17 protein-coding genes are annotated in these 24,278 nt (G+C 32.8%); 11 read left to right on the forward strand and 6 right to left on the reverse strand.

Annotated elements, in window-relative coordinates; genetic code table 11:
* Nucleotides 1-58: 58 nt before the first annotated feature.
* From ggt (AC8GF4_RS12730) to AC8GF4_RS12740, 3 genes are all read right to left on the reverse strand, one after another.
* Complete coding sequence (ggt, locus tag AC8GF4_RS12730; RefSeq protein ID WP_506595151.1) at nucleotides 59-1,741, reverse strand: gamma-glutamyltransferase; 1,683 nt, start codon at nucleotides 1,739-1,741, stop codon at nucleotides 59-61.
* Between the two features lie 168 nt (nucleotides 1,742-1,909).
* Nucleotides 1,910-3,595, reverse strand: a complete 1,686-nt coding sequence (ggt, locus tag AC8GF4_RS12735) for a gamma-glutamyltransferase (RefSeq protein WP_506595152.1) — start codon at nucleotides 3,593-3,595, stop codon at nucleotides 1,910-1,912.
* A complete protein-coding gene (locus AC8GF4_RS12740) occupies nucleotides 3,592-4,176 on the reverse strand; it encodes an acyl carrier protein phosphodiesterase (RefSeq protein ID WP_506595153.1) in 585 nt (194 codons plus the stop codon). The genes ggt (AC8GF4_RS12735) and AC8GF4_RS12740 overlap by 4 nt, the downstream gene beginning before the upstream one ends.
* A gap of 410 nt (nucleotides 4,177-4,586) precedes the next feature.
* Between AC8GF4_RS12740 and glmM the strand changes: the two genes are divergently transcribed.
* The 7 genes from glmM (at nucleotide 4,587) to AC8GF4_RS12775 (ending at nucleotide 15,516) form a co-directional block, all read left to right on the forward strand.
* Nucleotides 4,587-5,975, forward strand: coding sequence for a phosphoglucosamine mutase (gene glmM, locus AC8GF4_RS12745; protein WP_506595154.1), 1,389 nt, complete (start codon nucleotides 4,587-4,589; stop codon nucleotides 5,973-5,975).
* Nucleotides 5,976-6,117: 142 nt separating this feature from the next.
* Nucleotides 6,118-7,605, forward strand: coding sequence for an aminotransferase class V-fold PLP-dependent enzyme (locus AC8GF4_RS12750; protein ID WP_506595156.1), 1,488 nt, complete (start codon nucleotides 6,118-6,120; stop codon nucleotides 7,603-7,605).
* A gap of 220 nt (nucleotides 7,606-7,825) precedes the next feature.
* Nucleotides 7,826-9,022 (forward strand): hypothetical protein, encoded by a 1,197-nt coding sequence (locus AC8GF4_RS12755; RefSeq protein ID WP_506595158.1) that lies wholly within the window; start codon nucleotides 7,826-7,828, stop codon nucleotides 9,020-9,022.
* Nucleotides 9,023-9,315: 293 nt separating this feature from the next.
* Nucleotides 9,316-9,762: a NanQ anomerase/TabA/YiaL family protein gene (locus AC8GF4_RS12760; protein ID WP_506595159.1), complete on the forward strand. Its 447-nt coding sequence runs from the start codon at nucleotides 9,316-9,318 to the stop codon at nucleotides 9,760-9,762.
* Between the two features lie 58 nt (nucleotides 9,763-9,820).
* Entirely contained in the window at nucleotides 9,821-10,366 is a 546-nt protein-coding gene (locus tag AC8GF4_RS12765; protein WP_506595161.1) for a DUF1697 domain-containing protein, read from the forward strand.
* A 28-nt stretch (nucleotides 10,367-10,394) separates the two neighbouring features.
* The gene (locus AC8GF4_RS12770; protein ID WP_506595162.1) at nucleotides 10,395-13,679 is read left to right on the forward strand and encodes an FIDD domain-containing protein; all 3,285 of its coding nucleotides are present in this window, start codon (nucleotides 10,395-10,397) and stop codon (nucleotides 13,677-13,679) included.
* A 352-nt stretch (nucleotides 13,680-14,031) separates the two neighbouring features.
* On the forward strand, nucleotides 14,032-15,516 hold the full coding sequence (locus AC8GF4_RS12775; RefSeq protein WP_506595164.1) for an aminopeptidase P N-terminal domain-containing protein: 1,485 nt from the start codon (nucleotides 14,032-14,034) through the stop codon (nucleotides 15,514-15,516).
* A 70-nt stretch (nucleotides 15,517-15,586) separates the two neighbouring features.
* Here AC8GF4_RS12775 and AC8GF4_RS12780 read toward each other — a convergent pair whose 3' ends face one another.
* Nucleotides 15,587-16,324: a Dph6-related ATP pyrophosphatase gene (locus tag AC8GF4_RS12780; protein WP_506595165.1), complete on the reverse strand. Its 738-nt coding sequence runs from the start codon at nucleotides 16,322-16,324 to the stop codon at nucleotides 15,587-15,589.
* Between the two features lie 105 nt (nucleotides 16,325-16,429).
* On the opposite strand from AC8GF4_RS12780, the gene AC8GF4_RS12785 reads away from it, so the two are divergent.
* The gene (locus tag AC8GF4_RS12785; RefSeq protein WP_506595167.1) at nucleotides 16,430-18,493 is read left to right on the forward strand and encodes a M1 family metallopeptidase; all 2,064 of its coding nucleotides are present in this window, start codon (nucleotides 16,430-16,432) and stop codon (nucleotides 18,491-18,493) included.
* A 118-nt stretch (nucleotides 18,494-18,611) separates the two neighbouring features.
* Here AC8GF4_RS12785 and AC8GF4_RS12790 read toward each other — a convergent pair whose 3' ends face one another.
* Complete coding sequence (locus AC8GF4_RS12790) at nucleotides 18,612-19,133, reverse strand: DUF7935 family protein (RefSeq protein WP_506595168.1); 522 nt, start codon at nucleotides 19,131-19,133, stop codon at nucleotides 18,612-18,614.
* A 130-nt stretch (nucleotides 19,134-19,263) separates the two neighbouring features.
* On the opposite strand from AC8GF4_RS12790, the gene AC8GF4_RS12795 reads away from it, so the two are divergent.
* Nucleotides 19,264-20,031 carry a sulfite exporter TauE/SafE family protein gene (locus tag AC8GF4_RS12795; protein ID WP_506595170.1) on the forward strand — a complete coding sequence of 256 codons (768 nt, stop codon included), beginning with the start codon at nucleotides 19,264-19,266 and terminating at the stop codon, nucleotides 20,029-20,031.
* Nucleotides 20,032-20,259: 228 nt separating this feature from the next.
* On the opposite strand, the gene AC8GF4_RS12800 is transcribed toward AC8GF4_RS12795, so the two are convergent.
* Nucleotides 20,260-20,742, reverse strand: coding sequence for a hypothetical protein (locus tag AC8GF4_RS12800; protein ID WP_506595171.1), 483 nt, complete (start codon nucleotides 20,740-20,742; stop codon nucleotides 20,260-20,262).
* 259 nt (nucleotides 20,743-21,001) lie between these two features.
* Between AC8GF4_RS12800 and AC8GF4_RS12805 the strand changes: the two genes are divergently transcribed.
* On the forward strand, nucleotides 21,002-21,541 hold the full coding sequence (locus AC8GF4_RS12805; RefSeq protein ID WP_506595172.1) for a lipid-binding SYLF domain-containing protein: 540 nt from the start codon (nucleotides 21,002-21,004) through the stop codon (nucleotides 21,539-21,541).
* Between the two features lie 335 nt (nucleotides 21,542-21,876).
* Entirely contained in the window at nucleotides 21,877-24,210 is a 2,334-nt protein-coding gene (locus tag AC8GF4_RS12810) for an ATP-dependent helicase (RefSeq protein WP_506595174.1), read from the forward strand.
* Nucleotides 24,211-24,278 lie beyond the last annotated feature (68 nt).

The raw sequence follows: 24,278 nt of genomic DNA on the forward strand, positions 1-24,278 counted from the left end.
TCAATGGCAATATCAATGGCAATTTCAATGATGAAATCTGCAATCTGTATCTAACAATCTAAAATCCACTAGCTTTATCATCTCCTCTAAAATCAGCACCGCCTTCTAATTTTCCATCTGGTAGTACCAAAATAGCATCCACTTTTCCAATTACGGGAGTTGTTTTTTCATTGATGATGTATCCTTTGGCTTTTAATTTTTCGAAAGTATTGGTATCAAAAGTTTTGGGTTCAAATGTAATTACGTCTGGTAACCATTGATGATGAAATCTAGGAGCGTTTACCGCTTCTTGCATTCCTAAATTGTATTCATAAACGTTTAAAATCGTTTGCAAAACCGAAGTAATTATAGTTGAACCGCCAGGTGATCCGACAACCATAAATAATTTTCCGCCTTTCTCAACAATTGTAGGAGTCATAGAACTCAACATTCTTTTTTGAGGTGCGATGCTGTTGGCCTCATTTCCAACCAAACCAAACATATTGGGTTCACCGGGTTTGGAACTGAAATCATCCATTTCATTGTTTAGAAAAAAGCCCAATTCATCACAATAATACTTGGAACCAAATCCATCATTTAGGGTTGTAGTTGCTGCAACTGCGTTTCCAAATTGATCTACGATGGAGTAGTGAGTTGTTTCGGTGCTTTCATTGTAATTAACCTTTCCTTCTTTAATTTCAGCCGATAGAGTTGCTTTATTTACATTAAAACTTGACATTCTTTCTGTTAAATAATCCGAAGCCATTAATGCTTTCAAAGGGATTTTTACAAAATCAGGATCACCCAAAAAATAGCTTCTGTCGGCATAAGCTCTTCGCTCGGCTTCCACAATTACCTGAATCGATTCGGCCGAATTGTGACCCATTTTGTATAAATCATAAGGCTCAATCATTTTTAAAATTTGTGCCAGACATATACCGCCACTGCTTGGAGGTGACATCGAAATTACTTTTAAATCTTTATACTTAAAAGAAAGGGGAGTTCGCCATTTGGCTTCATATTTAGCCAAATCTTTCATAGTAATAATTCCACCTTTATCTTGAAGGTATTTAACCAAAATTTTGGCGGTTTGTCCTTTATAAAACTCATTTCGACCATTTTGGGCAATTCTTTTTAAGGTTTCAGCCAAGGCAAGATATTTAATGGTATCATTTTGTTTGTAAACAGTGGCAAATTTAGTTTTTTCTCCATTTGCTTTTATAATTGATTCTCTATAATCATTGAGTCGGCGTTCTTGTCTTCGGGTAACAATAACTCCTTTTTCTGCTAATGCAATAACAGGTTTCAAAATTTCGGATATTGGCATAGAACCATATTTGTCGTGAACGGCAAATACTCCTGCAATAGTTCCCGGAACGCCAATGGCAAGCGGTGATTCAGTACTTTTTCCTTTAATTACATTTCCGTCTTTGTCCAAAAACATATTTTTGGTGGCGGCCAATGGTGCTTTTTCTCTGTAATCTAGCGAGCCAACTTCGCCATTTGCTTTGCGAAATACCATAAATCCACCACCTCCGAGGTTGCCTGCATAAGGATAGGCGACTGCCAAAGCCAATTCTGTAGCAACCATGGCGTCAAATGCATTACCGCCTTTTTGCATAATTTCGGCACCAATTTTTGATGCTTCTTCTCGTGCAGAAACGACCATTGCTTTGTTGGCAACAAGACCGTTAGTTGTTGAATTTGTTTGCGAAAAACTATTCAAACAGATCAATAGTAATAGTAAGTTAATATTTTTCATATTTCTTTCAAGTAATCTTTAAATAAGCGTTGTATTGATTGTTTAAAATTAAATTATTATTAAGATTTTAAAAGTCATTAAGCTTAATAAACTTAATATCTTAATGGTGATTTTATTTAGTTTTTATTTTGCAAGAGTAGAATTGATTGCAATCATAGAAGATTTTTACTAGTATCCAGATGCGTTATTATCTCCTCTTTTGTCTGCTCCACCTTCTAATTTACCATTTGGAAGTACTAGAATAGCATCGACTTCACCAATAATTTGATTGTTTTTTTCATTGATAATGTATCCCTTGTTTTTTAAATCATCCAATAAAGATTTTGAAAACGAATTCGGTTCAAAAACAATTTCGTCCGGTAACCATTGATGATGAAAACGTGGGGAATCTACCGCCTCCTGCATACTCAAATCAAACTCGTAAACATTCAAAATAGTTTGTAAAACAGAAGTGATAATAGTTGAACCTCCAGGAGTTCCCACAACCATAAAGAGCTTTCCGCTTTTCTCAACAATCGTTGGCGACATAGAACTTAGCATTCTTTTTTCGGGTGCAATGCTATTGGCTTTTGATCCTGTCAAACCATATAAATTGGGCACACCCGCTTTGGCACTAAAGTCATCCATTTGGTTGTTCAAAAAGAAACCCAATTCATCACAATAAATTTTAGAACCATAGTTGTCATTTAAAGTAGTCGTTACAGAAACTGCATTTCCTTTGGCATCCACTATCGAATAATGGGTTGTTTGCTTGCTCTCATAACCTTGAATAGTGCCGTGAGCTACATTCGAAGATTTTGTGGCTTTATCAAATGAAAAATCACTCATTCTATTTTTTAAATAAGTGGAGTCTTCTAATTCTTTCATCGGAAGTTTTACAAAATCAGGATCGCCCAAAAAATAGTTTCTATCGGCGTAGGCTCTTCGTTCCGCTTCCGTAATCACCTGAATTGTTTTGATGCTATTGTGTCCCATTTCGGCAAGATCATACGGCTCAATCATCTTCATTATTTGATTCAAACAAATACCGCCGCTGCTTGGAGGTGACATCGAGGTTATCTTTAAATCTTTATAATTAAAAGTAATTGGTGTTCTCCATTTTGCTTGGTATTTGGCTAAATCATCAAGAGTGAAAAGACCGCCTTTTTTGGAGATAAAAGCAACCAATTTCTGTGCCGTTTCTCCTTTATAAAATTCAGTTGCCCCATTTTTTGAAATTCGCTTCAATGTTTCGGCCAAAGCCAAATATTTGATGGTATCCCCAACTTTATATACTTTCGAAAACAAACTATTTGTCCCATTGGCTTTTAAAAAAGAAGCTCGGTAATCTGCCAAACTTTGAGCTTGATATTCAGTAACGACAACGCCTCTTTCTGCTAGAGCAATTACAGGCTTTAAAATTTCACTTATAGGTAATGAACCATATTTTTGATGTACTTCAAATATACCTGCGATTGTACCTGGAATTCCAGACGCTAAAGCCGTTTCGGTACTTTTTCCGTCAATGATATTTCCTTTTTCATCCAGATACATATCTTTTGATGCTGATAAAGGGGCTTTTTCTCTATAATCCAACGCTCCTGATTCGCCGTTTGCCTTTCTGAAAACCATAAATCCGCCACCACCAATATTTCCCGCTTGAGGATGGCTTACCGCTAAAGCCAATTCGGTTGCAACCATAGCGTCAAAGGCATTTCCTCCTTTTTTTAAGATTTCAACACCAATTTTGGATGCTTCTTCTCGAGCCGAAACTACCATAGCCTTTGAAGTCACTAAACCTGTTGGTTCAACAACTTTCTCATTGGATTTGCAACTTAGAAACAATACTGTGATTAGAAGAATGTATTTTCTCATAGGGATACTAATTTTTGTTGGGATTGGATTTTAACATCTTCGAAGAAAGACGTAAATTCTTGTTCAAATTCGGTATAATATTCAATAAGTTCATTTGGTGAAAAACGCATTTTGGATTCGTTTTTGGTTCGGCTGTCCATTTGTGTCAAAATCCTACTAATTCCCTCAACGGTTTGATAACTGACTAACCAATTGTATTCAATCATATAAGGCATCATTCCTTTGGTTCTTTCGGATAAAAAATCATAATTATCACGTAACGATTGGTAAAAGTTTTCGGTAAAATCAACCAAAGACTCACTTGAATAATTACTCCAATTTTTGGCTAAAAAATGATCATAAAAAACATCGACAATTACACCTGCATAATGATGATAATTTTGATGCAAACGCTTGGTGCTTTTCCTAAAAACAAGATGAGCATCGGTATACGTATCAATAAAACGATGCAATTTGATTCCCTTTTGAATTTCTAATGGATAATTTTCAAAATGTTTCCCCCGAATTCCATCCGCCATAAAGTTTCCGATTTTTATCAAATCGTTATCACCAGATAAATAAATGTGGGCTAGGAAGTTCATTTTTATTAGTTGCTAAGTTTCTTAGAAGCTGAGATTCTGAATTCTCTTTTGTAAATGTATAAACTTTTTGGATCTACACTCAATCATGTGGGTTTTAAAAATTAAAAATTTAATTTTTTCTTTTTACCATTAAGTTATTAAGATTCATTAAGTCCTATAAAACTTAAATTTTCTTAATAACTTAATGGTGAAAATTTTTCTTCATTTTTTCTTATGCACACAATTCAAGGCAGAACCAACTTTTTATTGATTATTTTATAAATTAAACCAAGAGAGTAAATGAATGATTTTCATATTCTCAGAAACTCAAGCATTGAAGAACCTATTTTTATAAAAACTTAGCAACACAGCACCTCAGAAACTCAGCAACTTTTTTATATTTGTATTAAAATAACCATTAATTCAAAAAAATGACTTTAATAAAATCAATATCCGGAATACGAGGAACAATAGGAGGGAAAGTAGGAGATAATTTAACTCCTGTTGATGCAGTAAAATTTGCTTCGGCCTATGGAACTTGGCTAAAAAATTATTCCAAAAAAGAGAAGCTGACTGTTGTAGTTGGCCGTGACGCCCGTATTTCGGGGCCTATGATTCACAATTTGGTAATTAATACACTTGTTGGACTCGGAATTGATGTAATCGATTTGGGATTATCTACAACTCCAACCGTTGAAGTAGCTGTTCCATTAGAAAAAGCGGATGGTGGAATTATTCTAACTGCATCCCACAATCCAAAACAATGGAATGCCTTGAAATTATTGAATGAAAAAGGAGAGTTTTTGAATGGCGCAGAAGGAGAAAAAATTCTCGAGATTGCCGAAGATGAAGCTTTCGATTTTTCGGATGTAGACAATTTGGGGGAAATCACACAAAATGATGCCTATATGGATATTCATATCGATGAAGTTTTGAACTTGCCATTGGTAGATGTTGAAGCAGTAAAAGCGGCTAAATTTAAAGTAGTTGTTGATGGCGTGAATTCATCAGGAGGTATTATTATCCCAAAATTATTAGAATTAATGGGCGTTGAAGTGGTGAAATTATACTGTGAACCCAACGGACATTTTCCGCACAATCCAGAACCTTTGAAAGAACATTTAACTGATATTTCGGAGTTGGTGGTTAAAGAAAAAGCGCATTTAGGCGTAGTTGTTGATCCTGATGTTGATCGTTTGGCTTTTATTTGCGAAGACGGTGAAATGTTTGGAGAAGAATATACGTTGGTCGCTTGTGCCGATTATGTGTTGAGCAAAACGCCAGGAAATACGGTTTCGAATATGTCATCTTCCCGTGCCTTACGTGATGTGACCAACAAACATAACGGTACTTATGAAGCCAGTGCTGTAGGTGAAGTAAATGTAGTGGAGTTGATGAAAAAGAATAACGCTATCATTGGAGGTGAAGGAAATGGAGGAATTATTTATCCTGAATCACATTACGGTCGTGATAGTATGGTGGGTGTGGCTTTGTTCCTTACTCATTTAGCCAATAAAAAAATGTCGGTATCCGCTTTGCGGGCTTCGTATCCGGAATATTATATGAGCAAAAACAAAATTGAATTAACACCACAAATTGATGTTGATGCAATTCTTGTCGCAATGACCGAAAAATACAAAAATGAAGATATCACTACTATTGATGGAGTGAAGATTGACTTCGCTGACAATTGGGTGCATTTAAGAAAATCGAATACAGAGCCGATTATTCGTATTTACACCGAAGCGTCAAGTCAGCAATTGGCAGATGATTTGGCTTTACGAATTATAGATGAAATAAAAGCTGTAGCTGGAATATAAATTCTATTTTTTATAAAATTAACCCTTTCAGATTTCTTCTTTATGATGGATTGAAAGGGTTTATTGTTTTTGAAATAGTTTAGATTTTAACATAATGTATTCTTTTAAAAAACAATATATTTGCAATCAAATGTACATATCGATGACAAATAATAGTAATTCTACTTCATTAGAACAATATTTTCAACAATTTCGTAAGAATATAATTGGAATTGATCAAGAATTTGATTCGCCTTACGGGCAGCAAAAAATAATCTATACCGATTGGACAGCCAGCGGTCGTTTGTACCGACCTATTGAAGAGAAATTGATGAACGAATTTGGTCCTTTTGTTGCCAATACGCATACCGAAACGACAGTTTCCGGAACGGCAATGACCAAATCCTATCATCATGCCCGTTACATTATTAAGCATCATGTAAATGCAAATTCGGATGATGTTTTAATAACAGATGGAACCGGAATGACAGGAGTTGTAAATAAATTTCAACGTATATTGGGATTAAAAGTACCCGAAAATCTAAAAGATTTTATCAATATTCCAGCCGAAAAGAAACCAATTGTTTTCATTTCGCACATGGAGCATCACTCAAATCAAACCTCTTGGTTAGAAACAATAGCTGATGTGGAAGTAATTCCTGCTACTGATGATGGACTTTTTAGTTTAGAAAACCTTGCCCTTTTATTAGATAAATATAAGAATAGAGCATACAAAATTGCTTCTATTACTTCTTGTTCGAATGTTACTGGAATTAGAACGCCATATCACGAAGCGTCAAAGTTAATGCACCAAAATAACGGGGTTTGTTTTGTTGATTTTGCCTGCTCAGGTCCTTATGTGAAAATTGATATGCATCCTGAAGATTCCGAATCGTATTTGGATGCCATCTTCTTTTCACCACACAAGTTTTTGGGAGGCCCAGGAACTTCTGGTGTTTTGGTATTTAATAAAAAATTATACCACAATATGGTTCCAGATTGTCCTGGCGGAGGAACAGTTTCTTGGACAAATCCTTGGGGAGAACACAAATACATTGATAATATTGAAGATAGGGAAGACGGTGGAACACCAGGTTTTCTTCAAGTGATCAAAACGGCATTGGCTATTCAGTTGAAAGAGCAAATGGGAATTGAAAATATTCTCAAACGCGAACATGAAATTGTGGAGTATGTTTTTGACACCTTAGGAAATATCCCAAATATAAAAATTCTTGCTGGTCAACATCACGATCGATTGGGTGTAATTTCATTTTTTGTTGAAGATTTGCACTTTAATTTGGGTGTCAAATTATTGAATGACAAATTCGGAATTCAAACTCGTGGTGGGTGCAGTTGTGCAGGGACTTACGGTCATTTTTTGTTGCACGTAGATCAAGAAGCTTCCAACAAATTGATAGACGAAATTAGTTTAGGAGATTTGATACGGAAACCGGGTTGGATTAGAATGTCCATCCATCCGACAACTACAACTGCCGAAATTGAATATGTTTGCAACAGCATTAAATCGTTGTCCCATAATCACAAAATTTGGGACTTAGATTACATTTATAATAAAGACACTAATGAGTTCATACACAAAAATACTATTGCAACTGAAGATAAATTAGTGCAAGATTGGTTTTCGTTATAAATACGGTGTCACTAAGAATAAAAAATGCACTTTTTCATATTAATGGTCTTTAAAAGGGGAGTTTTTAGTTGTTTTATTTTTTTGTTCAATATTCTTTGCTCTTTTTGAAAAAGCTAAAATAGTTTTTTGTTTGGAAATTTGGAAATGGGAATGTTTAGGAAATCTAATATGAAAATTATTATATTTGAAAAATGCAATGATTTTTAATATAATAACCTAAATGAAATTATCCCTAACCACTCTATTAGTTTTGCTTATATTCAGCATCAATTTAAACGCTCAATTAAGTAAAGAAAACTATAAATTTTCTGGCGATATTGAGACTTATATGGAAAAAGACACTGTTCCATGGAGATTTCAATATGGAGCAACTTATTATTCAATAAACGGAAATTATAAAAAAGCATTACAAACATGGGACAAAACAATGTCTAAAGTCCCTTCTATTACTACTCAAGACAGTTTATATTTCAACCAATTTCAACCACAAGATGCTAAAGAGTATATTCTATATCGTTCCAAAAATGAAAAGCTTATCATAATTAATGAAGCACACAATAATTCGAGACATAGAGTATTCACTACATCATTATTAAAAGGATTGTATAAAAATGGATATCATTTTTTGGGAATAGAAGCACTTGATGACACTTTAATAAATCAACGAAAATTTCCTGTTTTAAAGGGAGGAAGTATGTATATACATGAATCTCAATATGGAAATTTAATCAAAGAAGCATTGGATATAGGTTTTACTTTATTCAATTATGAATATAAATGGGTCAAAGGCAAAACACAAAAGGATAGAGAAAGAGAACAAGCAGAAAATATTGCTAAGATTATGGCTCAAAACCCAAATGCCAAATTTTTGATTCACTGCGGTTATGACCATCTGAATGAAGGAACTCCAGGTATAAAAGAATGGGAAAAAGCGATGGCTTCTAGAGTACATGATTTATCAGGAATCAATCCGTTTACAATTGACCAAATACCATGTTCTGAAAAGGGAGATTTAAAATTTAATACTCCTTATATTCAAATGGCTAATATCAAAAAACCTTCGATAATGGTAAATGTGCAAGGTAAAACGTATTTTGGAGAAATTGGGAAAGAAAGAGCAGATTGTAGTATTATTTACCCCGTAAGTACTTATACGAATCAAAGGCCAGATTGGCTTACATTAGATGGACAAAGAAAAACTTTTCATTTCACTTCCAATTCAATTACAGAATATCCTGTTCTAGTTATGGCGTATCGAAATAATGAATTCGAGCAAGAAGGAATCCCAGCTGATGTTATTGAAGTAAAGAATAAAGATGAAAAAGTAGATTTAGTTTTGAACAAAGGCGATTATCGAATAATTGTTAAAAATAAGGACTATAAAATTATTCAAGATTATCAGCAGAAAATAAAGTAATTAAAAAAATAGCCTTTGGTCTAAAAAACATATTGATTTTCAAATTATTTTGCCACAGATTTAAAGGATTAAAAAGATTTTTTTCTGTGATTTATAGCAAAATCTGTGCTAATCTTTGTAATCTGTGTAATCTGTGGCTGAAAAAATACTTATATTTATTAGACTAAAGCCAAGAAATATTGAATTTAAAAGATGAAAGTACAAGCAATACTATTCTAAAAAGAAACCTTATTTTTGCCAATAGACTTTAGTAAAACAAAATAGATTTAAATTAAAAAAAGCACACGAAAATAATGGTTATCGACAAAATTGAAAATTACAGACTTTATAGTACGCTTACTAAAAGACTAGCTAAAGGATTTGAATTTATTAATAATACAGATTTAATAGCAATAGCCCCAGGTAAATACGAAATCGAGAATGATGCCATTTTTGCAATCGTTCAGGAATATGATACCAAAGAACAGGAAGATTCTGTATTGGAAGGTCATCATAAATACATAGACATTCAATACGTAATCCAAGGAGTTGAGCTAATGGGATTTACTCCTTTGACCAATCAAGAAGTTGTTGAAGAAAATTTAGAAAAAGATTACACTTTCTATAATGGAGAAACATCAATGCTTCGAGTAGAAGCAGGAATGTTTACATTATTTTTTCCTGAAGATCTTCACAGACCTGGTGTAAAAGCAGGGCAAATTTCGAAAGTCAAAAAAGTGGTTGTGAAGGTTAAAATTTAAGAAATACTTAATTACTGCCAATAAGCACAATACTTTTGCAATTCTAAAAAATATAAAAATGACAACTCATCTCGCACTTCTTCGTGGTATAAATGTTTCGGGCCATAATATGATAAAAATGGACGCTTTGAAAACAACTCTCGAAGCCATTGGTTTTAAAAATGTACAAACGTATATACAATCTGGAAATGTTTTTGTAGATACTGATGAAGAAAGTCCCGCAAAAGTTGGTTTCCAAATCAAACAAGAAATTTTTAAAGTTTTTGGCCACGAAGTACCTATTGTGGTTATTGAAAAAGCTGATTTAGAAGCCTGTTTAAAAAATAATCCTTTTTTGAGGGAAAAGGAAATTGATCTCAAGAAGTTGTACGTGGCTTTTATTTCCACAACTTTACGAAGCGACAATATAAATGATTTGAAAATTAGCCAATTCAAACCCGATGAAGCCAGCATCGACGAAAGTAGAATCTACATTAAATATGCAGTGGGAGCAGGGAAAACAAGATTTGACCAAAAATACATCGAGAAAAAACTAAATGTAACAGCCACTATTCGAAATTGGAATACGGTAACACAGCTGTTGAAAATGTATGAGGAGCGATAAATTAAAATCTTATTGAATTAAAATTTATATGTTAAAAAAACTACTTCTCTTTTTATTTGTTTTTCTGTTTTATAATTCTGCCAATTCTCAAAACTTCGATAGAGTCCCTACGATAGATTTGATGGGAGGTTACTTAGGATTCTCTTCATTTGTGGACTATGACAATGATGGTTTATTGGATATTTTTGTTACAGGATTAGATTTTGGTGCTGCAGGTGATTTTAAGCATGCTATTTTTTATAAAAATAATGGTGACAAAACTTTTACAGAAAGTAATATATCCAATATTCCTAGAATTGTATACGGTGATTATTCTTGGGGCGATTTTGATAATAATGGTACACAGGATCTTATATATACTGGTACTGTATCTGGTGGTAAGGATGGAAACATTACTAAGATTTATAAAAACATAAATAATGGGTGTGAATTTGTAGAAATTTCACATTCAATTCCAAAACTAAGTAGTTGCTCGATTGATTGGGTTGACGTTAATAATGACGGTTTGTTGGATATTCATTATCAAGGTATTAACTCTGGAGATAAATTTGATTTAGGTATTTCTAAAAACAATGGAGATGATTCCTTTACAAAAATTGAAAATACAGGTTTAATTGCTATAAATGGAGGTTCGGGCAATCATACCGTTAATAATTCAGAATGGGTTGATTTTGATGGCGATGGTTTAAAAGATGTAATTATGGCTTCGTCAACTAATACAGAGAGGCGTTTTGCTATATATAAAAATTTAGGGAACTTTAAATTTGAAAAAATTAATTTAGACTTACCTCAATTTAGTTATGTAAAAATGGATGTTGGAGACATTAATAATGATGGTCTTGTAGATTTTGTTTTTACAGGAAGCACAAAACTTTATTTAGATAGTGCCGATTATGGTGCCCAAATTTATTTTTATATTAATAAAGGAAATATGAGTTTTAATAATACCACTAGTATTAATAATGAAGGTGTTATATTATCTCAAATAAAACTTGCTGACTTAAATAATGATGGCTTTTTAGATTTTATAAATTATGGTTCAGGAGATAGTTTTAAAGTCACGAGAATTTATATAAATAATAAAGATAATACTTTTTCTGAAAAAAATCATTCTCTTCCTGTTTGTTATAGTGGTGGTATCGACTTTGGAGATTATGACAATGATAAAGATTTGGATATACTTTATTATGGCAGAACCGAAAATCCAAGAGATGATGAGATTACACAGATTTTCGAAAATAAAACCTTAAACATTGAACTTCCGACTGAGATTCTTTACGATAAAGGATGTGGCTGTAGTTTACAAGGATCTTTTTCTTTAAACAATTCTGTAGATAGTGTAAAATGGGATTTTAATGATACAGCTACAGGAATATTAAATACATCCAATTTGCCAAGACCCACACATCTTTTTTTAAAAAATGGTACTTATTCAGTATCCGCAACATATACTAAAGGATCTATTACAAATACATTTTTTAAAACGATATCAATAAGTGGAACACCAATCGTTGCAGAACCGTCTGATGTAAATACTTGCATAGTAAATGATCAATTCAATTTCCATGCTTTGAAAGATTTACAAATCCTAAATGGTTTATCTTCATTAGACTACGATATAAGTTATCATTTATCATTAAAAGAGGCAGAGAGTAATAGCAATAAACTATCCAATTTATATACCATTCAAAGCGCAACACAAAATGTTTTTATAAGAGTTCAAAGTAAGAGCAATCCCAGTTGTTATATAATTAAAGATTTTGTGATCAAGGTCTTACCCTCGCCGTTAGCAAATGCTGTAGATGATATATATGTATGTGATTTTAACAATGATGGAATTGAATCATTTGATCTTAGTACTATTGAAAGCAAAATTTTAGGAAATCAGACAGATGTAAAAATTGAATTTTACGATAGTAATAATAATTTTCTTTCTAGTCCATTGTCAACAAGTTATAGCAATATAATACTGAAAAAAGATTTTATTAAAGCAAAATTAATTAGTTCTAATAATTGTTATTTCGAAACCACTGTAAATTTAATAGCAAGTCCTTTACCAATAGCAAATAATTTGTCTATTTTGATTGGTTGTGATGATAATAATGATGGTGTTTCAGAGTATTTTGACACCACAAATATTGAAAATAATGTAATAGGTAACCAATCTGGAATGCAAGTGTCATACTATGATAATCTTGGAAATAAATTAACAAATCCTCTGCAAAATCCATTTACAAACTCAATCAAGAACACTCAAAATATAGTAGTGCGGGTAACCGATTCAAAAACAAAATGCTTTTCCGAGACTATTTTAACTCTTAAAACGTCTTCAAAACCGGTTATCAATAAACCTCAGAATTTATATGCCTGTGATGAAGGCAACGGATTTACTAGTTTTAACACATCATTAATTGAATCGCAACTCATAAATAATCAATCTGGTTTACGCATTTTTTATAAAGATGTCAATGGTAATATACTACCGAGTCCTTTACCTACAACTTTCAAAAATACTATTGCAAATGTCCAAACGGTTTTTGTAAAAGTTGAAAATAGTTTAAATCCATTATGTTTTTCTGAAACTAATTTTGATTTAATTGTAAATAAACTGCCTAGAATTGATTTGGAGAAAAATTATTCTAGATGTGAATTAGAACCATCATTACCAATTTCCATAAATCCTAATTATGATTCTTATAACTGGAAATTTGAAAGCAAAGATATAATTTCAGTTACGAATGAGGCTAAACTTATAGACCCAGGTAATTATACAATTTTGGTTACCAAAAATGATAATGGTATATCCTGTGAAAATTCTTTTAGCTTTATTTTAGAAAAAACATTTAAACCGCAGATTGAAAAAATTAATTTTGCCCAGTTTGGTAATAACTTTATTGAAATTATCGCATTAGGGGATGGTAATTTTGATTATTCAATTGATGGAATAAATTATCAGGATAGTAATTTCTTTGACACTGTTTCTATGGGGAATTATAGGGTTTATTTAAGAGATAAAGATGGATGTGGAGAAGATTCAAAAGAAGTGACAGTATTGGATTATCCTAAATTTTTCACTCCAAATAATGATGGACTTAATGATTTTTGGCAAATAAAAAATTTGGAAGAATACCCAAATGCTCAAGTATTAATTTTTGACAGATTTGGAAAAATATTAAAAAATTTAAATTCAAATGATATTGGTTGGGATGGAAAATATAATGGTGAAATGCTAATTTCAGATGATTATTGGTTTGTATTACATTTCGATAATAATACTAAATCTTTCAAAAGTCACTTTGCATTGAAGCGATAGAAAACTTAACACAAACTAGAAATAATTGTTACCTCACGCAACCTTTTTTATAAAACAGCATCTATATAAATAACGATACTGAATATTTTTGAAACTGAATACAAAAAAGTAATCCAATAAGAATTGTTTAGTGCGTTTTGTTAATAGTTTGATGTTTTGGTTAATTTCAATTTATGACAAATTTTTAAAAGAGAACTCTAAGGCACAACGCTATATTGTTCTCTTTTTTATTTATTACATTCTCCCTAAGAACGAAATAGATTAAATAAATGGCATCGTTAAAAATAGTATATTTACTTTCAATTTATCAAAAAGATACCGCGTCCATTCAACTTTTAAATCCTAAATAAAGATGAAATTTCAATTTTCTATAATTTTTACCATATTGTTTTTTTGTAGCACATTTGCTCAAAACGGAACACCAACAGATTTTTTAACGGCTCAATTTCATAAAGAGAGAAGAGAAGCTTTTAGAAAAAAAATGTCCAATAATAGTGTAGCTGTATTTTTTGGAAATCCAATTCGGAATCGTGCCAATGATGTAGATTTTGTCTATCATCAAGATCCCAATTTTTATTATTTGACAGGATACAAAGAACCCAATTGTGTTTTAGTTCTATTTTCGAATGATCAAATGGATAAAGAAGGTTCATCTTATAATGAAATCTTATACGTCCAAGAAAAAAATCCAAGAGCAGAACAATGGACAGGAGTTCGATTGGGAATCGATGGAGCCCAAAAAGAATTAGGTTTTTCTAGGGCCTTTAATGGAAAAAAAATTTTAAAATCGGGTATTGATTTTTATAGTTTTAGTTCGGTATATTTTGAGGAATTTAAAGACGATTATCGCGAATCCAAAAGAGAAGAAGCTGATGTTTTTAAACTCGTTGGGTCTTTCAAAAATCAAATAGGTTTTAATACAAAGACAAACTTAAAAACAGATTCAAATATTCAAAATGAAATAAATTTGACCAAAAATGTTACTTCTAAAAAAGCAAATGTTGACACCAAATCTATTGATTTGTTTATGAAAAAATTAAGAGAGATTAAATCCAAAGAAGAAATGGTTTTGTTGACAAAAGCTATTCGGATTTCTGCAATGGGACAACGGGAAACAATGAAAGCAATGCATACGGGTATGTCTGAAGCCGAAATTCAAGGTGTTCATGAATTTGTTTATAAAAAATATGGAAGCGAATTCGAAGGTTATCCTTCTATTGTAGGTGCAGGGAACAACGGTTGTGTTTTACATTACATAGAAAATAACAAAACGAAAGTCGAAAATGATTTAGTTTTAATGGATTTAGGTGCAGAATACCACGGTTATACTGCTGATGTAACCCGAACTATTCCTGCAAACGGTGTGTTTTCAACAGAGCAAAGATTAATTTATGATTTGGTTTATGATGCTCAGGAAGCGGGTATTGCAACGGTTAAAATTGGAAATAGTTTTACTGCTCCTGATCAAGTTGCTCGAAAAATTATTACCGATGGATTATTAAAACTTGGAATTATCAAATCAGCAGAAGATTCCAGAAAATACTTTCCTCACGGAACCTCGCATCATATTGGGTTAGATGTACACGATCCTGGAATGTACAATACTTTCGAGAAGGATATGGTGCTAACTGTTGAGCCGGGAATTTATATTCCGATTGGAAGTGATTGTGACAAAAAATGGTGGGGAATAGCAGTTCGAATCGAAGATGATATTTTGGTAACGGCAAATGAACCTATTAATTTGTCTGCGGAAGCACCCAGAGAATCAAATGAAATTGAAGCACTTATGAAAGAAAAAAGTGTTTTGGATGGTTTTATTTTACCCAAGCTAGACTAGAATATTTATTTGAATTTTTTAATAACCAAAAGCTCCGCGATCTGATGACTACGGAGCCTTTTGTCTTAGTTTATTTCTCTACCAAATCACAATACCAAAAACCAAAATCAAATGCATCCGATGCAGATGTATCACAAGCAGTGTCTGATGCTTCTTCTTTTTTAGGTTTTTCATATTTGCGATAAACCACTTCACCAATTTCAAATTCAATCGGTTTATTGAAAATTGGCCCATCAAAAGTAAAGGTATGAAATTCTCCATTTTCTCCACAAACATCAACATTATCAGGTAAATCATTAATGAAATCTTGATCAATTACCCGACCAACAAAACTTTTGTCCAAAAAGCGTTCATTAACACAAACCACAATAGTTTTGAATCCTAATGAAATAAATTCATGAATCAAATCAACTGTTGGTACTTTCCATAGCGGAAAAACACCTTCAAAACCCATTTCGGCCAATTTATCTTCTCTGTATTTTCTTAAATCTTCCAAAAAAATATCACCAAAAATGGAATGCGTTACGCCTTGTTCTTTTAATTTAGAAAGCGTAGTTTGCATAACTGCTTCGTACACTTCCATCGTTGGCATTTCTGGAATCTGCATAATTTCAAGAGGCAGTCCAATACTTTGGGCTTGCTGATGTAATAATTCTACTCGAACTCCGTGCATAGAAATACGTTGAAATTCTTGATTTACACTCGTTAATAAGCAAGTAACATCATATTCTTTGTTACGAAGTATTTTGTATAAGGCTAAAGCAGAATCTTTTCCACTGCTCCAATTAAATAAAGCTTTATTTTTCAATGGTTTAGTATTTGTTTATTTCGGAAGTAAACTTACAAATTATGTTGCATTTGTTCTACAAACCTTTGTAACTTTGAATAACTTTATAGCCAAATTTAATTCTTAATGAAATATTTATTACTTCTTCTTTCCACTTTTATATTCGCACAACAAACCAAATCAGTAGATTTTAAGTCTGTATTGGGAAAAATAAATATAAGCCCAAAAGATAAGTTAATTACTGGAGATGTTATTTATGATTTTGAAGTGCTAAGTCCTACGGATACTATCAAAATTGACGCTCAAAATATGGTGTTTGCAGATGTAAAGTTAAATGGGAACAATATTCAAACTATAACAACAACAAAGCAATTAAAGCTTGTATTTCCATTTAAAAAAGGAAGTAATAAACTAACTTTTAATTACTCGGCAAAACCCAAACAAACGCTCTATTTTGTGGGTTCCGAAGCTTCAAATAACTTGCAAATTTGGACTCAAGGACAAGGTAAATATACTAGTCATTGGTTCCCTAGTTTTGATGATGTCAATGAGAAAGTAATTTTCAATATGGATATTGTTTTCAATTCCAAATACCAAGTACTATCAAACGGACTCTTAAAAAGTAAAGTCCAAAATAATGGTGTGACCTATTGGAGATATCAAATGAAAAAGCCAATGAGCTCTTACTTGTTAATGCTTGCTATTGGAAAATTTGATAAAAACACGCTGAGAGCCAAATCGGGAATACCATTAGAAATGTACATCGACCCGAAAGATGTTGCCAAACATGAGCCAACCTATCGGTATTCCAAAGAAATATTTGATTATTTGGAAAAGGAAATAGGAGTGAAGTACCCTTGGGAAATTTACCGCCAAATTCCTGTTTCTGAATTTCTGTATGCAGGAATGGAAAATACGAGCTCTACTTTGTTTACCACTCGTTATGTAGTTGATGCCATAGGTTTTGAAGATCGAAGTTACACCAATGTCAATGCACACGAATTGGCTCATCAATGGTTTGGGGATTTAATTACGGCCGAAAGCGGGAAAGACCATTGGATTCAGGAAGGTTTCGCTACTTATTATGCTTTGCTGGCCGAAAAAGCAATCTATGGGGAGGATTATTTTTATTCCAAATTGTACGAATCATCAATGCAACTCAAACAAGCCTCCAAAACAGATACCATTCCAGTGTTGAATGCCAAAGCAAGTTCGTTGTCATTCTATCAAAAAGGAGCATGGGCGTTGCACGTTTTACGAGAAGGAATAGGAGAGAAAGCCTTTAAAAAAGCAGTGAAGAATTATTTGAAGAAATATGCTTATCAAAATGTGAAGACAGAAAATTTCTTCGATGAAATCAGGAAAGTGTCCGATTATGATTTGGTGAATTTTAGTAAAATATGGTTGGAATTACCCGGTTTTAGCAGCGAGATTGCCAATGAATTACTGGCCAAAAACAAAGCGATGCAAGTTCAGCTTGAAGTTGCCAAACTCAGAAACAAACCTTTGGAAGAGAAATATGCCTTTTTCGAAAAAATATTACAATCGGATATATATTTCACCGTAAAAGAAGCTATTGTTGGTCAACTCGTGAAAGAGAAATTTGAAGACAAAAAGCAATTATTGCTATTGGCTTTGCAAACTCAAAACATTCAGGTTCGTCAGGCTGTGGCAAGCACTCTTCAAAAAATCCCTGAAGAGTTCAGAACCGAATATGAAATGTTGCTCGATGACAAATCCTATCAAACACAAGAAGTTGCTCTGTACAATTTATGGAACAATTTTGAAAATAAAAGAGCAGTGTATTTAGAAAAGTCAAAAGATTGGGTAGGTTTTAATGATTTTAATCTAAGAATTCTGTGGTTATCTTTGGCTGTTTCAACATCCGAATATGCTGCCAATAAAGAAATATACCTTCAAGAATTGGTCAACTATTCTTCTCCCAATTATGAAGCTACAACTAGACAAAACGCATTGGAATACTTGATTAATTTTAATGTGATTAACGATGCAGTATTGAAGAATTTAGTCAATGCTACAACACATCACATGTGGCAATTTTCTAAATTTGGAAGAGAAAACATTCGAGTTTTATTGAAAAATTCCGAAATCAGAAGTTCTTTTCAAACTATATTCCCTAGTCTAAACGAAAAAGAACAATTTCAATTGGATCGATTACTTAAAGAATAGATGTTAAGATTCTAAGTTACTAAGACTATAAGAATTTTATAAAAGAAAAAAAAAAAGCTAAGTTTCTAAGACAAAAACTTAGAAACTTAGCCTCTCAGAGTCTTAAAAACTCAAAAATCTACCACATCTGGCTCACTTCCTTTTTGATATAACCCAAAGCTGCATTACTAGGGGTTTGTTTTTCCAATAAATCATTCAATAGTGTTTCTCTCAACTGGTCTGCATTACTTACAACTGGACTCAAAGCCGCTTTTCGAATCATTTGACTCGTAGCGTTTTTGGCTGTAGTAATAATAGTCCAACATTCATCGGTCATATAGATTTGTTGCGCCAAATTGTGTTCAAATTCCTGATCGATTTGAGCAATAACAAAATTGGCATAATCATTTTTATCAGTCGAAATCGGTGAAATACGCGTCAATAAATTAGCAAGACTAATGCGTTCCAAAAACAAAGTCATGCGTTCATAGGCTTGTAATCGCATGGGCATTGAGTTTTTTTGACCGTCTTTCATCAATAAATAACGGCGTCTACCTTCTTCATTTTTGGTATGTAAATTAAAAAAGTGAAAAGCAACCATTCCAGTAATAATAGCAGGTAAAGTATAACTCAGTAATTCTAGCATTTTTGATAAATCCATTTTGTTTTCATTTTATAAAAAACAAAAATAATGTTTTTGAAACTAAAACAATGGCTAATTTATCGCAATAATTTAAAGTGGAATAGTATTTTTGTCCCTCAAGATTCAAAACCTTTACTGTACAGCACTAATGGAAACCTACATCATCGTATTACTTTGTTTAGCTGCCTTTTTCGCGGGATTTATTGATGCTATTGTAGGTGGTGGCGGACTCATACAAACTCCTGTAGGTCTCATACTGCTACCTAATCTTCCGGTATCTACAGTCATAGGATCCTTAAAAGTTCCAGCATTTAGTGGTACTTCATTTGCAGCTTACCAATACATTAAAAAAGTCAATGTCGATTGGAAAATTCTTGGCACTATGATGGTATTGGCATTTCCTGCAGCATTTTTGGGATCTACATTATTGACTTATGTGAGCAATGATTTCATGAAACCTTTGTTGCTTGTAGTGCTTTCGTTATTAGCTATTTATACTTATGCTAAGAAAAACTTTGGTCAGCACCAAGCCAAAGAGATTTTACCAAAAACACAAATATTGAATGCAGTTGGAATTAGTTTTGTAGTAGGTTTCTATGACGGATTCATAGGTCCAGGAACGGGAAGCTTTTTTGTTGTTGCCTTCATCGCCATAATGGGATTTGATTTCCTGCATGCTTCTGCCAATGCCAAGATGGTCAACCTAGCTACTAATTTTGGTTCCATTTGTTTGTTTTTGTTAAAAGGAAAAATAATATGGGCAATAGCATTACCTATGGCTGCTTGTAATGCAATTGGAGGGTGGATTGGTGCAAAACTAGCCATCAATCGAGGAAACAAATTCATCCGAATCTTCTTTTTAGTTGTAGTGATTGGCACATTGCTTCGTTTTTCCTATGACGTGTTTTTTAAATAATATTTTAATTTTACTGGTGTTTAAAACAGTTTGACACTCAATATATTCTAGAATTTATAGATATATATAAATCAATCTTTAATAAAAAAGAAAAACCGCAAAGTGACGTATCTGTTGTTTTGCGGTTTTTGTTTTCAATAAATAGTAACTCTTTTAGTAAAGCAAATAGACTTTGCTAAAATTTTACTTATGCTAGCAAGAGCTCTAATTTTATCCTTTTTCTCAATATCATTTTTCCAAGCAATCCACAGCAGTAAATCTATATTTTACTTTTTCAAAATCTAAAGGCGTGTCTTTAGCAAAATAAGATTTTCCCAAATAGGTTTCTATCTTACCACTTCCTAAAATGAGTTCACTCCCTTTTTTTAAGAAAGCCATTGGATTTTTGAATTTTACTTTTTCATTTGTTCCTTGAATAAATGAGTAATCTGCAAATAATGTGTCTCCATGAAATTCACCTGTAATTTTTCCTGTTTTTTCTGGCATATTTATGATTTTCATTACCATATCACCAGTTACTTTTTTGTTTTTTAATATATTGATTTTTAGATCGATAGTGTCGTTTTCATACAGTGCTTTGAAACATGTTATGCTTATCGGATTTTCTGCCTCAGCTTTGGTTGTTTCAACATCTTTTGGGATTTCATTTTTTTTACAGCTTTGGAATCCAAGGCAAGCCAATAACAAACAAAATAGGGCTAAATTTTTCATAGTATTTAGATTTAATTTATAAACTAATAACATAGCTAATTTACGAATAAAAAACATGCATTAATGGATTCGGCATTTTATATTTTGACAAATAATTAACGCAATAAAATAATTGTACCTAGCACCATAATTAATTATATAATTTTACAGAAAAAATATTGGTATTATGCTGATAATCAATTATATTTTACAATTAGATAAGAAATTTGTATTAACTTTGACTTTAGAAATTTTATAAACAATTTTATATACTTATACTATGAAAAAATTAAATATTATTTGGATAATGCTGATGGTTTGTTTTATAAATATGACATCAATATTTGGGCAATCAGAGTCTAAAAAAAATAAAATTATAGCAGACAGCAATACCTCAAAGGCAGAGTTCATAAAAACCGACCATCTCATGAAATCAATTTTTAACAATGCTTATGGCTATGTCATTTTTCCAAATGTTGGAAAGGGAGGAATTGGAGTTGGGGGAGCAGCTGGTAATGGAGCGGTTTATGAAAAAAATAATTTGGTAGGTATGGCAAAGTTGTCACAATTGAGCATAGGATTTCAGGCAGGTGGGCAAGCATATCGAGAGGTAATATTTTTTGATTCTAAAAAAGCTATGGATCGGTTTAAAGAAAGTAAATACGAGTTTTCAGCCCAGGTTTCTGCAGTAGCTGTAAAGGCGGGAGCCTCAGGAAATGCGAAATATACTGATGGTGTTATGGTATTTACAATGCAAAAAGGCGGCCTTATGTATGAGGCTTCGGTTGGTGGTCAAAAGTTTAAGTTTAATAAATTATAATACTCTTTTTTGTTATCACGCAAAAGCAATATGTGCTTTCGCTTTGAATCGGTAAATATATTTTACAATTCATAAAAACTAAAAGCTATGATCTATAAAAATCATAGCTTTTTTTTATCTATAAATTTTTATAGTTCCGAAAACTATTCAAATACAAATCGTAAAATAAACGGTATGATAAAAAATAAAACAATAGAAACCGAAAACAGTATCTTTTACTTTTTAGCTTCGATAATCGATAGAAAACAACGTTCTCAATTCTGCAATCTGAATTCTGATAAGACTCGTTTATTCATTCTAAAATTCTTATTTTTGCATCAAACAGAAATTTTTCGATGCAAAAATATATAGAACAACTTAACGAGGCACAACGCGAGCCGGTATTGCAAAAGGATGGTCCAATGATCATTATTGCCGGTGCTGGGTCAGGAAAAACTCGTGTACTTACCATTAGAATTGCTTATTTGATGCATCTCGGTGTGGATCCGTTTAGTATATTGTCATTGACGTTTACAAATAAAGCGGCGCGAGAAATGAAGAAACGTATTTCGGATATTGTGGGAGCCAGCGAAGCTAAAAATCTATGGATGGGTACTTTTCACTCTGTTTTTGCTCGAATTTTGCGTTCAGAAGCGGAGCATTTGGGATATCCTTCGAACTTTACAATTTATGATTCGCAGGATTCATTACGCGCCATTTCTGGAATTATCAAAGAATTGCAATTGGATCGTGATGTCTACAAGCCCAAACAGGTTTTGGGGAGGATTTCGAACTTTAAAAATAGTTTGATCACTGTAAAAGCGTATTTCAACGATCCAGATTTACAAGAGGCTGATGCAATGAGCAAGAAACCAAGAATGGGAGAAATCTATCAGCATTATGTAGACCGTTGTTTTAAGTCGGGCGCAATGGATTTTGATGATTTGTTATTGAAAACCAACGAATTATTAACTCGTTTCCCTGAAGTTTTAGCGAAATACCAAAACCGTTTTCGATACTTATTGGTGGATGAGTACCAAGATACCAACCATTCTCAATATTTAATTGTTCGTGCTTTGTCGGATAAATTTCAAAACATTTGTGTAGTAGGGGATGATGCACAAAGTATTTATGCTTTTCGAGGTGCAAATATCAATAATATCTTGAACTTCCAGAAAGATTACGAAGGGGTAAAAACCTTTAGACTAGAACAAAATTACCGTTCGACCAAAAATATTGTAGAAGCAGCCAATACCATTATTGATAAAAATAAAGTAAAACTTGACAAAATTGTATGGACAGCCAATGAATTCGGTCCAAAGATTAAAGTACACCGAAGTTTGACAGACAATGAGGAAGGTCGTTTTGTTGCAGGAACCATTTGGGAGCAAAAAATGAATCATCAATTGAACAATGGTGCTTTTGCCATTTTGTATCGTACCAATGCACAATCCCGTGCAATGGAGGATGCGCTTAGAAAAAGAGATATTCCGTATCGTATTTATGGGGGACTATCTTTTTACCAAAGAAAAGAAGTAAAAGATGTATTGTGTTACCTTCGATTGGTTATTAATCCAAAAGACGAAGAAGCTTTGGTGCGCGTGATCAATTACCCCGCTCGTGGTATTGGTAACACTACAATTGAAAAACTGACTATTGCGGCTAATCACTACAAACGATCCATTTTTGAAGTGATGCAAAACATAGAGCGCATTGATTTGAAACTGAATGCAGGAACCAAGCATAAACTATTGGATTTTGTAACAATGATTCAGAGTTTTCAAGTAATTAATGAAAATCAAGATGCTTTTTATCTAGCAGACCATGTAGCCAAAAAAACGGGATTGGTTCAAGAATTAAAAAAAGATGCTACTCCCGAGGGAATGGCAAAAATCCAGAATATAGAAGAATTATTAAACGGTATCAAAGATTTTACAGAAGGTCAAAAAGAAATAGATGGTGCTCGTGGTGCTTTGTCTGAATTTATGGAAGATGTGGCTTTGGCTACGGATCTTGACAAAGACACCAGTGACGAAGACCGTGTGGCTTTGATGACAATTCACTTGGCCAAAGGACTTGAGTTTCCTCATGTATTTGTGGTTGGAATGGAGGAAGACTTGTTTCCTAGTGCCATGAGTATGAGTACTCGAAGCGAATTGGAAGAAGAACGTAGATTATTTTACGTAGCTTTAACACGTGCGGAGCATCAAGCGTATTTGACTTATGCACAATCCCGTTACCGTTGGGGGAAATTGACTGATAGTGAACCTTCTCGTTTTATAGAAGAAATTGACGGACAATATTTGGAATACCTTACGCCAGCCGAAAGCAATTACCGTTATAAACCTACCATTGACAGTGATATTTTTGGAGATATAGACAAATCAAAATTGAGATTGGCTAAACCCATAGGAGGAAGCCCGCCGACCTCTGTAGGTGGTGTAAAACCAGAAGTAAGTATTAGAAAACTGAAACCAGTTACAGGAGCGAATCCATCAACATCAGGACCTGCAAATTTATTTGATAATAAGTTGACTGCCGGAAATATAGTAATGCATGAACGTTTTGGAAAAGGACAAGTCATCAATCTTGAAGGTGTCGGTGCTGATAAAAAAGCAGAAATTAAATTTGAAGTAGGTGGGCTTAAAAAATTATTATTGCGTTTTGCAAAATTGGATATTATAGGTTAAAAAATGTTTTAGGTTTCAAATTTCATTGCGTATGATTTTAAACTTTTAATTTTTTAAACTTTAAACAA

It is taken from the genome of Flavobacterium rarum (SeqCode), from assembly GCF_965234445.1.
GTDB lineage: Bacteria > Bacteroidota > Bacteroidia > Flavobacteriales > Flavobacteriaceae > Flavobacterium > Flavobacterium rarum.

What these genes read in the sequence shown, in the direction of transcription:
- glmM (WP_506595154.1), top strand. Translation starts at nt 4,587, where the DNA reads ATGACTTTAATAAAATCAATATCCGGAATACGAGGAACAATAGGAGGG.
- AC8GF4_RS12805 (WP_506595172.1), top strand. Translation starts at nt 21,002, where the DNA reads ATGAAAAAATTAAATATTATTTGGATAATGCTGATGGTTTGTTTTATA.
- AC8GF4_RS12810 (WP_506595174.1), top strand. Translation starts at nt 21,877, where the DNA reads ATGCAAAAATATATAGAACAACTTAACGAGGCACAACGCGAGCCGGTA.
- AC8GF4_RS12800 (WP_506595171.1), bottom strand. Translation starts at nt 20,742, where the DNA reads ATGAAAAATTTAGCCCTATTTTGTTTGTTATTGGCTTGCCTTGGATTC.
- AC8GF4_RS12785 (WP_506595167.1), top strand. Translation starts at nt 16,430, where the DNA reads ATGAAATATTTATTACTTCTTCTTTCCACTTTTATATTCGCACAACAA.
- AC8GF4_RS12770 (WP_506595162.1), top strand. Translation starts at nt 10,395, where the DNA reads ATGTTAAAAAAACTACTTCTCTTTTTATTTGTTTTTCTGTTTTATAAT.
- AC8GF4_RS12775 (WP_506595164.1), top strand. Translation starts at nt 14,032, where the DNA reads ATGAAATTTCAATTTTCTATAATTTTTACCATATTGTTTTTTTGTAGC.
- AC8GF4_RS12755 (WP_506595158.1), top strand. Translation starts at nt 7,826, where the DNA reads ATGAAATTATCCCTAACCACTCTATTAGTTTTGCTTATATTCAGCATC.
- AC8GF4_RS12760 (WP_506595159.1), top strand. Translation starts at nt 9,316, where the DNA reads ATGGTTATCGACAAAATTGAAAATTACAGACTTTATAGTACGCTTACT.
- ggt (WP_506595151.1), bottom strand. Translation starts at nt 1,741, where the DNA reads ATGAAAAATATTAACTTACTATTACTATTGATCTGTTTGAATAGTTTT.
- AC8GF4_RS12750 (WP_506595156.1), top strand. Translation starts at nt 6,118, where the DNA reads ATGACAAATAATAGTAATTCTACTTCATTAGAACAATATTTTCAACAA.
- AC8GF4_RS12790 (WP_506595168.1), bottom strand. Translation starts at nt 19,133, where the DNA reads ATGGATTTATCAAAAATGCTAGAATTACTGAGTTATACTTTACCTGCT.
- ggt (WP_506595152.1), bottom strand. Translation starts at nt 3,595, where the DNA reads ATGAGAAAATACATTCTTCTAATCACAGTATTGTTTCTAAGTTGCAAA.
- AC8GF4_RS12765 (WP_506595161.1), top strand. Translation starts at nt 9,821, where the DNA reads ATGACAACTCATCTCGCACTTCTTCGTGGTATAAATGTTTCGGGCCAT.
- AC8GF4_RS12740 (WP_506595153.1), bottom strand. Translation starts at nt 4,176, where the DNA reads ATGAACTTCCTAGCCCACATTTATTTATCTGGTGATAACGATTTGATA.
- AC8GF4_RS12795 (WP_506595170.1), top strand. Translation starts at nt 19,264, where the DNA reads ATGGAAACCTACATCATCGTATTACTTTGTTTAGCTGCCTTTTTCGCG.